Below are 10968 nucleotides of genomic sequence, written 5' to 3'. Positions count from 1 at the left end.
CCGGGCTCCGGGACTGCGGTCGTCACTTCCTGGCCCGACGCAGACGTGACGCGGTTGAGACCCGACAAGCTCTGATAACGGACAAAGAAGTCACTTAGCGTGACGGATCGCTGTGAGCGATCAAAGCCAAGGAAAAATACGCCGCTGGCCGGGTCGCCACGAGTTGCTCCAAGCCGACCACCGCCTTGGCAGGAGTTAGAACCAGTCAGGCAAATTTCGACATCGCCGATCCCGTTCGGATAGCGGCCATCTAGGATCACGTTCGAAAACTCTCCCAAGGTGGACACCAGGCGCACATCAGGGGTGGAGTTGAACGCAAATCCGGAAACGCGGCTCTGTGATCCGCCTGCCGTTGAGGTATTCTGAAGAACGTAAGAGAACAGGTAGCCGCGTGTCTGCGCCCCGGACAGAAGTGTTAGTCGCAAACTGGCTGACAAGCCCGGGATGGTGTTCGCGCTATTTCCAGAGAACCCATCGAAAACGATGTCAGCGCTGTCCCCATTCTCGTCGAAGAGATAGGCAGCCTGTGCGGGGGCACCCGCCACAGCCACGAGGGCACTAAGCGCCCCTGCAAATGCCAATCCACGCATCACCCAACCACCCCTAGCAAAAGCCGTTCTTCCGCATCGAACAAATGTAAACCTCTTTTTAACTAACAGGATGAGGCGATTCGGGAAAGTGCGGCGGCTTGTGAAAGGATCTGGCGGTCCCGGAATGAAACAGGCTCTCCTCGTCGCAGTTGGATAAGGTGTTCCGGCCGGTGGCTCTCATGGACGGCTCAGCTAGCGTGAGACGGCGCTATCCGACGGCCCTGGCGCCACTGCCGTAGGCACGGCAGACCATGACTGGGCGTACTCCGCTGCGCCGCGGCCGGGGGCCTATGCTTGGCTTGGTGATCTGCCGCGCATTCTTCTTGCGCTCACGCATACTGGCTGGTGCGGCTCAAGGTGGCAGGCGCACCGAAGGTCTCGACCGCAGCCGCGGAGGGTTTTGCATGACCCACGACCATCATGTCAGCATTTTCGGCGACAATAATCGGGCCAACACGGCCCGATCAGCGTCACTAGGAAGCAGTGCGACCCAAGTCGCGGCAGTCTTCGCTACGCGGTATGGCTTCAAGCCCTGCTCAAGCTCATCTAATGGACGGGACGGGGTCTGCCGGCGCGGTACCGGACGAGATGCGCCCGCGGCCGTGCCGTTTCATCCGGTTCGGGATTCGAAGAGCGCTCTCGAGCGGCAGGGGTGTTTCAATCCGCTCGGGACTCGCGTCCCCTGCGAGTTGCCTTAAGCGCTTGCTTCCAAGCACCGTCCTTGGCGCGCTTTGAACACGCTGCTGCCGCGCTCACGGCGGCGGCGCATCGCAAATCCGGCTGCACCCAGACCGATGATCATCAACGACCATGTAGCAGGTTCAGGAACAGGGCTAGTGACGAACAGCACATTCGCGGCCACGCGGTCCGAGGCGTTGATGGACAGTCCCGCAAAATTGAAAAGCAGCGAATCCGATGTGAAGCTCAGCCGACCCTGATTAAAACCGGAAAGGGTAGTACTCGGGTCGAAGATCAATCCAGCAATATTGCTTCGTGAGAGATTTCTCAGAAGGATACCGTTGAATTCTGCGGCTCTGTACGCCCCACTCCCCCCGAAGGTAATCTCGACACTTGAGGCAAATATATTTGCCGTCGGATTGATGCGCCCTGTCACGAAAGTGAAGCTGCCAACAGGCGACACACGTACGCTGCCGCCCTGGACGGTTGCATTGCCGACGTGCGGGAAACGGTAGCTGCCTTCGAAGCTGTCGCCGATAAAGGTCGCAGCAGCAGCGGGAGCGGCAAGCACAGACGCAAAAAGGCCGCACGCGAAAGAGATCTTTTTTATGACAGCCATGCCTACACCTCAAAAGTCAGGTCGTGATCGGTCAGGAACTACGGTTATCCCTTAGGCGATAGGCGGAATATATTAATTGTTTGCGAACACCCGCGCCCTCACCGTCGCTCAGATCGTCGTTTGCGTCGCTGCTAGTCTGAGGTTCTTCACTGGTGTCCCGGTCGCAAGTTTGACCAGCATTGCGACGATCAGCCAGGGGGGAGGGGGGCCAACGCCTCCTACTGACCGCGACCGGGATCGATGATTTCGGCGCACGACATCAGCCGAACCGGTCCTTGTCACTCCTGATCTAAACGAAGCGCTCAATCGCGCGGTGAACCTTTCTGCCAAATGCGTTCACTGATTGCCGGCCGCGAGCGTCCCGAAACCTGAGACACAATGGGGCAAGGGATGAAATGCGCAGGTCTGAGGCCTTCGCCATTATGCCAATGGCTCCGCTCAGAGCTGCCCCACTTTAGGCAGCTCGTTTTTTACAAGATTTTTCATCTTCACCTTGCCTTTTCGCATATGTGATGTGGGCTCACGCAGCGGCGTTGCGAGATGCACCTGCGGACAGCACGGTGGATCCCGGCTGAGGCAGGCGGATTTGAATGCAGTATGTCCCAGGGCATACGAATACTCAGCTGCCGGTCTATGGCGCAGAAGCGAAGGCTAATCATGAGCTTACGGAACACTCTTGTTATGCCGACCCGTGATCGTACTGCGTCGGTGCGGTCAGTTTCCGGCATTGCCACTGAGCTCCGCGTCGACCATGGCAAGTCCTTGGCTGTTCTGATCGCGCTTGTGCAGGAAGCCCTCGAGACTTCGGACGCAATAGGGCTACCCTTGGTTGGCATCGATTTGTGCACAGCGCTCGAAAAGCTCAAAGCATTACCTGAGCCGCACGGCCCGTCGGGCCCTTAGGGTTATTGGAACCCATCTGCGTCGTCACTGTCGAGGATTACGATGGGCTCGTTAGCGCTACCGCGAGGGGGCTGTGGCGGTCTGGGCGGGCGACATGAAACCAATATCCGCCGAGGCAAAGCGCCCGATGTTGGGCGCAACCGATGGTAGCTCGGAAGGCGCAACGCCAAACCACAGGCCTAGCGTTGCCGACAGCTCATCGACAGACGTGGTAGGCAGCAGCCGACCTTGTCCAACCTGGTCGGTACTCGTCACCGAAACTTGTGGTGCCCGGCCATAGAAACGACCGCCGCGCACGCCGCCGCCCACGATAAAATGGTGTGCGCCCCAGCCGTGATCAGAACCATCACCATTGGACGATAGGGTGCGCCCGAAATCCGAGGCGGTGAAGGTCGTCACATTGCTCGCTACGCCAAGTTCCACCGTCGCCCGATAGAAGGCGTCAATCGCGAAATCGACCTGACCGAGCAGCCCGTCATGCGTGCCGATCAGACCGTCATGGTTGTCAAACCCACCCAGTGATACAAGGAAGACCTGCCGTGTAACCCCCAGCCTCGCGCGCGCCGCTATGAGCTGTGCGACAACGCGTAACTGATCGGCCAGACGGTTGCCGGACCCGAAGCTGGTGTTCAGCGTAACGCCCCGCAGCGCATCATTGACGAAGGCACCATATTGGATTGAGCGGTCGTTGAAGCGTGCATAGTCGGCCGCCAAAACATTGCCTGATCCGCTGCGCAGCAAGGTCGAAAGCGCTTGCGAGGCGGCGGCGGAGTTGAACAGCCGACCGGTCTGGAGCGGGTTGTACAGCGTCGCCCCCGCTGGCGAGACCTGATAGGGAACGGCGGTCTGGCCGCTCAAAAACACCGCATTGCCGGTGGCATTGATCGCGGTGAACATCGCATTGGTGTTCGACGACAGTGCCAGATCTCCCATTCGCCCGCCCCAGCCGGTGCGCGAGCCTTCGGGCTGCGAGCTTTGCCAAGTCGATTGCTGGTCGTTGTGCGAAAACAGCTTGGCGGGGCGAGGCACACTGCCCGCGTCGTACTGTGCGCGGGTCAGCGGGGCGATCAGCGGACCGACATTGAGCAGCGGAGCCATCGCGCCGCTATCGAACAGGGTCTTGAGGCGCGGCATGGTGGGAGCGAGTGCATAGGTGATGTCGTCGGTCAGCCGCTGGTCTGACGGGGTAGTGAGCACCGTATTCGCCAGCGCGCTTCGGGCGAGCGCGATGCCAGACGCATCCTCTGACCCTGCGGTCCCGCGGATCGCAGCATAGCGCGCATAATTCGCGGCATCGAAAGGTATGAGCGTGTTGCCGTGGTCGTTCCCGCCATAGAGGAACACGCAGACCAGCGCTTTATAACCGCCCGAACTGTTGAACGCTGCTGCCTCGGCGAGCCCCGCCAGATCCAGCGCGTAGGACGCAGCGCCGCCCATCATCGCCAACTGGGCTGACCGCCTCAGGAACGCCCGCCGCTCGATCTCGATGCTCTTGCTGATGAACATGTCCGCGTCCCCTGGAAGTTACTTCTGGATCAGATAATCGGTCGAGGCGAGGACGAGCGCGACCCCGATCTGCACGCGTCGCAGCCGATCGGCATTGGTCGAGCTGGCGGTGAGCGGCACATCCTCCATCGCGGTGCGGACAATGTCGCGAACGCTCTGGCTGAGCTGCCGCCCGGTCAGCAGCAGATCGAGCCGGTCGAGCAGCGCCGCGCTGTCCTGGGCGATGGCGATCTCGGCCGAGAAATCGAGCGTGATGTCGGCAACCGGGGTCCGCCCACCCGTGATCGCTCGTTCAATGAAATTGACGTAACCTGCCACTGACGTCTCGTTGACCAGCTGGAATTCCGGCGCGAGCAGCCCGCGATTGGCGATCTCCGTGTTGGTGGGGAAATAGCCGGGGCGAAAGAAGTTAAACACCGATGGCGAACGCAGCGGACTCTGCCCGAGTGCGCTAGCTGGATCGCTAAGGTCCCCCACTTGCCAGTTGCCGCTGTTCGACCGAGCGCCAAAGGTTCGCGCCAGCTGCACATAACGCAGTACCGGTTCGCGCAGCTTACCCACATTCGGATTGGCAACATTCGCCGGGTCGAGCGCCTCGTTGTCGGTGAGGATTGCCTTGAACACCGCAGCCAGATCGCCGCGCCGTCCCTGGCCGTTGTTGGCAAAGATCGCAGCCACGCGCCCGACATAGGCCGCTGAGGGATTGCTGGTCACAAGCCGCTGGATCATCTGCCGGGCGAAAAATGGTCCGACATTGGGGTGATTGAACAGATGGTCCAGAGCACGCCGCAGGCTCTCGGGCGCGGTGGTCCCGGCGGGAATGGTCAGGCCAAGGAAGGTCTTTGCTTCGCTGGAATGGAAGCCAGTGGTGCGGGCGGGAACCCAGCGGGTCGGATCGGCGGTCATCGGCCGCCGGGCATATTCGGCATCGGGGATCTGGCGCGTGCCACCGACTTCGGGCGTGAATGCGAGGCCGCCAAGGTCGAAATCATAGCCGGTAAAGACCTTGGCCAGTCCGGTCACGTCTTCGCTCGTGTATGTCTCGACTGGATTGCCGTTTACCAGCCGGTTCGTCCCGTCCGGGTTCAATTCGAAGAGCCCGATAGTGAACAGTTGCATCACCTCGCGCGCATAATTTTCGTCGGGCACGCGGCCTGTGCGCGGATCGGCAGCTCGGTTGCCGCGGGTGTTCAGGAATACCCCCATCGCCGGGTTGAGGGTGATGTCTTGCAACAGGTCGCGGAAGTTTCCGAAAGCGTGTCGATTGAGAATGTCCCAGTATTCGCCGATTGCGGGCCCGCGCCATGTCAGATTGATGCCGGAGATCGACACTACAAAGAATTCCGACAGCGCAAAGGCTATCCGTTTGCGCACGGGATTGTCGCCGGCCATAAGCTGCGACCAGACCATATAGTCGCCGATGATAGACGAGTTGTAGAAGCGGTTGCTATCGACACGATCAAGGCCACGATCGGCAAAAAAATTGCGCGCGCTTAGACTGTTGGCGGAACTGAACTGGCGGTCGAGCCAAGGTGCAAAGCCCTCGCTGCGAACTTCAGCAATCGTCCCCATCGATGCAGAGAGCGAGGCCTGGAGCAGGAACCGGGCCGCCTCGGCATCGGTCTGCGGTTTGCGCACAGAGGATACTGGGGGTGCACTGCCTCCCGTGCCGCTACTGCTGCCACCTCCGCCACACGCGGCGACTGCCAGCGCAAGCGTGCTCGCGGCAACTGGCTTGAGCGTCGCTCCGGAGCCCGTCGCAGGTATCGGGGCGACCTGCAGCGCGTCGACACCTTTCTGCGTTTGCGCAGGCCGCCTATCATCCGCGCCGCGGCACTGCGTAGCATCCTCATCATAACCCGGTGCAAGCATTCGAACGCTCCCCTCGTTCCCAATACGTTTGAGCGGCAGTAAACCCTTCGCTGCTTTCCAAACAAATATGCATTCTCGTGAAGAACCCCTTCAGCATGAATTGTCGCATGAGGCTGTGAAGGGTTCTGGCCACTGTGGGCTGCTTCGTCTGCGTGCGGGGCGTCATCGCCTACAGCGAGGCAAGGGAAGGGGCAGCGGCCGTTCCCGGATCGTGGCAGGTTCGTTCGGCAGCGTCGAGTAAACCGACGGCGTTCAACTCGACAATCGTGAGTTCGGCCCAGATTTTATCGCGGGCCTGCAGGGCGTAACGAAGCACCGACGGTGCGATGTGGCACCCGCCTATCCGCGTACGACCAACTTGTGGCTTGTCCGATGAAGGATGAACTTCGACAAACGGCGCTCATCAGAGCATGCTCGGCCGCCCCAAGTCTTGTCCGGTATCGATGCGCCCCGCCAATACACAAGGATGGCCTAGCGTTGTCGAACTGCTGGTATGCGCACCCGGCGATCTCCTACCTCTGACCCCGTAAAACTACGCAATCATTTCACTCGTTCGCAAAGTTGAAATTAAGCATGAGCACGTAAAAAGCCAGACGTCAATCGTTTGCAAGAGATGTCAATGCTGCTTTCTTCGATATTCCGAGCAAAATCCTCTCAACAAGAGCAATCATTGGAGATCGATAACCCAGCGAACTCAAATAATGGATCCACCCGATCTACCGAAGCTCGCGTGGAAATGCTTGGCCTTATAAGTGCATTCTTCGTAAAGTACGAACTGGCTATCACCTCCCAGAATATGGCGACCGTATCCGCCGCACTTTCAGGATCTCACCCGGGGCTCGCCGAGGCGTTTGCAGCTCGGGAGATTTCTGGTGAGCCAATCGACCAGCGTTGGCTTGATACCCTCGCTCGCCTCGAGCCCGATGGCCACAGCCGTATCGCCGAAGTTGAAAATCTGATCGATAAGTTTGAGTACGCCTTGATGCGATTTGCTCAGACTGCACGGTCCATCCAGTCTGAAACCAGCGACCATCGCGGAGCCTTGGGGGTCCACATCGGGGCGCTGGCCGAAAAAGCGAAAACTCCGAGTGACGCCGCTGACAGCCTACAAGAGATCCTCGATCTGTCGCATGCCATGCTTGCGCGGATCGAGGAGGTTGAGACCATGATGTCGCGGAGCCAGCACGAGACGGAACAGCTTCGTGAAAGCCTCGCCAAAGCACGCCTGGAGGCGGATGTCGATCATTTGACACGTTTGCCAAACCGGCGAGCATTCGAACGCAGGCTTGTGTCGGCAACGATGGAGGCTGTCGCCAAAGGAGAGCCCCTCAGCATCGCATTCTGTGACGTCGATCACTTCAAGAGGATCAACGACCGGCATGGCCATGATGCAGGTGACCGCGTACTTTGTTCGCTTGCGGCAACACTCCATGAGCAGGGGGGCGGCAATTGCTTTGTAGCACGTCACGGCGGAGAAGAGTTCGTTCTTCTGCTTTACGGGCTCGGCAAGGAGGCGGCCCAAGTGCGGGTCGATGCTATGCGACGCGTGCAAGCTGCACGACGACTGGTCAATCGGGACTCGGGCCAAGGGTTCGGCCAAGTTAGCTTCTCTGCCGGAGTTACCGAAATTGCGGACTACGGTGATATGCGCAGCGCACTAGCTCGGGCCGATGCGGCGCTTTACCGTGCGAAAGAGCAAGGGCGGAACAGGGTGGAGATTGGCTGATCTTATCGTTTTTTATCAATGCTTAGCGTGATTAATGGCGCGAAATTCAGACGCGTTGGCTGATCGTAGCCGCGACCTGCCGATCCGCCTCCTGTCACAATTTGCCGCAACCAGCCCGGTTATCCAGCAAGCCATTGTGAGGGGCGCAGAGGATGCTTGCCAGGGTTTCGCGGGCCGGCAAACAACCATGCGCTTTACAGGTAACGGATGGGCGGCAATCGGCAATTCGCTGAGCGCTGAGGGTAGCCATGCAGTCCAAGCTATGAGGTGTATGGAGCAGCGCTGAACCGGGTCACCCAAATGGGGCTGTCGGCACAAGCAATATCTCTGCGGAGAATGTAGCGCACAATCTCTGCAGAAAGTGCGGAGATTGTGGCAACCGATATCCATCAACTTTGCGAATGGCCGAACTTCACCTGGGACTGCAGCGCTGTCGCAGAACCACTGGCCGAATGGAGTCTCTCGGTTTCTCGCTTCGCGCAGAAGCTATGCTCCGCACGCTGGCACAGGAAGTTCTCAAATTTTCCGAGATCGAAGGCAAAAATCTTGATACCGATCAGGTGCGCTCGTCGATTGCACGTCGTCTTTGTCCCTATATCGGCGCTTTGACCCCGCTGATCGGAATATTCTCGGCCGCGATCACGCGGCTGCGCTGGTAGTGCTGCACTGGGCGCTCGATGGGAGCGGCCGTGCCAGACCGCCACTTCCCTTGAGACAGCCATCCGGTCGGGACGGTCCGGCCTCAGACTGCCTTCAGGCAGCATGAGGCGAAACCCCTTCCGAGCTCGCTCGGAACGAGAGGTTCATCGCCTTGATAGCTATCGTGGCGCGGTTGGGTCGGGTGCGAATGCGGGCATCGCTCTTCGCACTCGTTTGGAAAGCGTGTTGCAGTCGTTACATGTTCCGAACGGTCCGCGCGTCGTAGAGCCATTTGCGAACTTTCCGCGCGGTGACCTTCACGATGTCAGGATGTCGCGGATTGATGAGCACGTTGCTTTCCTCGGGCACGAGGACAGAAGGCACCCGCAGCAACAGGCTGGCATTTGATCGTGCCCAGCGCGTGCCGAAGTCCGATGACGTCTTGCTGGCTGGTTCGGCATCCCATCCGACCGGAGCCGAGATGGAATCGATCAATTCCGCCGCATTCCAGACCATGTCAGGGATAGTGACCTCGATGAGATAGCGATTTAGCGGTAGGCCGCCCGCGTTGAGGTGCACGATTGTTTCAAGCGCAGCCAAAGCGCGGTTGGCCGAGGTGTAGACCACCGGCGTGCCCTTGTCGTTCCAGCGCCCGCCAGTGATCTCCGCACCTTTGCCGCTGAGGTCATCCGCCTCGTAATCCCGGGTGTCTGACGCGATCCGCCAGATCGTATGGCTCACGCATAGGCTCCGGTCTGGATCCGGGCGAGCGCTTCGGACACCATCGCTTGCCCCTCCATTGTATCAAGCAGCGCCATCGGGGGCGTGCCGCCGAGCGCGGGCAACGGCTCACGCAGCCACCGCGAGAGCCACTCGGGCGCGTCGAAATCCTTAGCATAGCCGGACTCGGCAATGATCGCCTCGACCTGCCCGATCAGCCGCGCCACCCCGAGCAGGCGTTCGCTTTCATCGCTGGCGAGCTGCTCGCTCTGCGTGATCTTGCGGTTCACGGTGGCGGTCTTGAGGCCGAGCGCCTGATAGAACACCTTCTGCTCGACCCCAAGCGCCTGAACCAGCCGCTTGGCCTCGATCGCCGGCACACCATTACGGATCATGGCGATGCGCGCCTGCGGGGAGGCCGCGAAGATTTCGCGGTACTTTTCGTCTCCCTTGACCTTCACAGATTTGCCTGCCCGCGCGGCTCGAGGCTTGGGGCGTCGGGTCGCCATCTTGTCGACATAGGTAGCGGAAGTTGCCATGATTGCTCCTTTGAGCATTTAGATAGTGTATTTGAGCAGAAAGCGCAATGCGTCGCTACGACCTTGATCCCTCACAACGGCTCGCAGTCCTGATCGACGCTGACAATGTATCGCCGCGCGCCCTGCGTTGGGCGGTCAGATCCCGTGGTGGTCATTTGTAACAGATGAGGCCGGTGTTTGAGAGAATAAAACGTAGAAACTTAATGAGAGGGATGGAGAGCCAGATATGCTGAGGGGAGGGGGGCTGACCTCTGGCACCTGCAAATTGTCCGGCGCGCGATCCCTTTCGGACAAGTAGTGGCAAGGCGGTATCGCTGTCCCGCAGAGGCGACACCTTGGAAAAAGCGTTATGTTGAGACGTTTTACAACACTTGTGACACACAAATCTCAAAGTGGCTCAATCGGTAACCTGTATACCAATTAGCATTTCGTTGAGAATTGGAGGCCTGTTGGCTATCGCACTAGCGGCGAGCAACTCAGCGGAAATGGAAGCCATCATGACAGTCCAGGTCAACGTAACGCCCAACGGCCGGATGAGCATCCCAGCTGGACATCCGAAAGCGGCTCGGGCTTAGCGACGGCGGCGCGGTCTATCTGGATGAGACGCCTGATGGTCTCGTGCTACGAACAGCCGCACAGGCCGTGGCCCGCGCTCAGGCTTTGGCGAAGCAGTACACCGAAGGGAACTCAGACGCGTCGGTCGAGGCGTTCCTCGCCAAGCGCCGCGAGGACAGCGGAGAGTGAGCGAGATCGTACTGGACGCCTCCGCCCTCATTGTCATGCTGAAAGGGGAGAAGGGCGCTGACAAAGTCGCAGCTGCGATAGCAGACGCCCGGATATGCACGATCAACTACGCTGAGGTGGTCACGCACTTCATTCATCTTGGCATGCCTGAACGTGAGGTCGATGCCATGCTTGACCCACTGCCGATGACGATTGTACCCACCGATAAGGCGCTCGCGCAAATGGCTGGGCGATTGCGGGCTGTCACTGCAGAAAAGGGGCTATCGCTCGGCGACCGCTTCTGCCTTGCACTGGCGCAGCGTGACGGTCTTCCGGCATGGACCAGTGATCAGAGCTGGAAGGCGATCGCCGATGCCGTCAAAACCAAGGTCGTCGCTATTCGATGATGCTCAGCCGGCGAGGGAAGGGCGGTCGTCGGCCGATCCGACCTTT

The 10968-nt window shown here is 59.7% G+C and carries 9 protein-coding genes and 1 pseudogene; 4 read left to right on the top strand and 6 right to left on the bottom strand.

Annotation, left to right across the window (positions count from 1 at the left end; translation table 11 throughout):
* The 4 genes from ACOVQ0_RS03425 to ACOVQ0_RS03410 form a co-directional block, all read right to left on the bottom strand.
* Positions 1-545: cistern family PEP-CTERM protein (locus ACOVQ0_RS03425; RefSeq protein WP_421880193.1), on the bottom strand; the 545-nt coding region annotated here is incomplete at its 3' end.
* 739 nt (positions 546-1284) lie between these two features.
* A complete protein-coding gene (locus tag ACOVQ0_RS03420) occupies positions 1285-1887 on the bottom strand; it encodes a PEPxxWA-CTERM sorting domain-containing protein (RefSeq protein WP_421880191.1) in 603 nt (200 codons plus the stop codon).
* A gap of 960 nt (positions 1888-2847) precedes the next feature.
* Positions 2848-4296, bottom strand: a complete 1449-nt coding sequence (locus tag ACOVQ0_RS03415) for a DUF1501 domain-containing protein (RefSeq protein WP_421880189.1) — start codon at positions 4294-4296, stop codon at positions 2848-2850.
* Between the two features lie 18 nt (positions 4297-4314).
* On the bottom strand, positions 4315-5934 hold the full coding sequence (locus ACOVQ0_RS03410; RefSeq protein ID WP_421880187.1) for a DUF1800 domain-containing protein: 1620 nt from the start codon (positions 5932-5934) through the stop codon (positions 4315-4317).
* Between the two features lie 853 nt (positions 5935-6787).
* Here ACOVQ0_RS03410 and ACOVQ0_RS03405 point away from each other — a divergent pair.
* Entirely contained in the window at positions 6788-7894 is a 1107-nt protein-coding gene (locus ACOVQ0_RS03405) for a diguanylate cyclase domain-containing protein (protein ID WP_421880185.1), read from the top strand.
* 401 nt (positions 7895-8295) lie between these two features.
* Positions 8296-8553: a DUF4172 domain-containing protein gene (locus tag ACOVQ0_RS03400; RefSeq protein WP_421880183.1), complete on the top strand. Its 258-nt coding sequence runs from the start codon at positions 8296-8298 to the stop codon at positions 8551-8553.
* Between the two features lie 235 nt (positions 8554-8788).
* Here ACOVQ0_RS03400 and ACOVQ0_RS03395 read toward each other — a convergent pair whose 3' ends face one another.
* Entirely contained in the window at positions 8789-9274 is a 486-nt protein-coding gene (locus ACOVQ0_RS03395) for an RES family NAD+ phosphorylase (protein ID WP_421880181.1), read from the bottom strand.
* Positions 9271-9792 (bottom strand): type II toxin-antitoxin system Xre/ParS family antitoxin, encoded by a 522-nt coding sequence (gene parS, locus ACOVQ0_RS03390; protein WP_421880179.1) that lies wholly within the window; start codon positions 9790-9792, stop codon positions 9271-9273. The genes ACOVQ0_RS03395 and parS overlap by 4 nt, the downstream gene beginning before the upstream one ends.
* Positions 9793-10289: 497 nt before the next feature.
* On the opposite strand from parS, the pseudogene ACOVQ0_RS03385 reads away from it, so the two are divergent.
* Together ACOVQ0_RS03385 and ACOVQ0_RS03380 are read left to right on the top strand one after the other, a co-directional pair.
* A pseudogene (locus tag ACOVQ0_RS03385) lies at positions 10290-10536 on the top strand (AbrB/MazE/SpoVT family DNA-binding domain-containing protein).
* The gene (locus ACOVQ0_RS03380) at positions 10533-10922 is read left to right on the top strand and encodes a type II toxin-antitoxin system VapC family toxin (RefSeq protein WP_421880177.1); all 390 of its coding nucleotides are present in this window, start codon (positions 10533-10535) and stop codon (positions 10920-10922) included. The pseudogene ACOVQ0_RS03385 and the gene ACOVQ0_RS03380 overlap by 4 nt, the downstream one beginning before the upstream one ends.
* Positions 10923-10968 lie beyond the last annotated feature (46 nt).

Source organism: Novosphingobium sp., from assembly GCF_049240505.1.
Classification (GTDB): domain Bacteria; phylum Pseudomonadota; class Alphaproteobacteria; order Sphingomonadales; family Sphingomonadaceae; genus Novosphingobium.
The sequence above is the reverse complement of the archived record's forward strand: the minus strand, read 5'-3'. Positions and strand labels throughout refer to the sequence as shown.

Bases quoted from the DNA above. Each gene is read 5' to 3' on its own strand.
- ACOVQ0_RS03420 (WP_421880191.1), bottom strand. From the start codon at position 1,887: ATGGCTGTCATAAAAAAGATCTCTTTCGCGTGCGGCCTTTTTGCGTCT.
- ACOVQ0_RS03400 (WP_421880183.1), top strand. From the start codon at position 8,296: ATGGCCGAACTTCACCTGGGACTGCAGCGCTGTCGCAGAACCACTGGC.
- parS (WP_421880179.1), bottom strand. From the start codon at position 9,792: ATGGCAACTTCCGCTACCTATGTCGACAAGATGGCGACCCGACGCCCC.
- ACOVQ0_RS03415 (WP_421880189.1), bottom strand. From the start codon at position 4,296: ATGTTCATCAGCAAGAGCATCGAGATCGAGCGGCGGGCGTTCCTGAGG.
- ACOVQ0_RS03405 (WP_421880185.1), top strand. From the start codon at position 6,788: ATGCTGCTTTCTTCGATATTCCGAGCAAAATCCTCTCAACAAGAGCAA.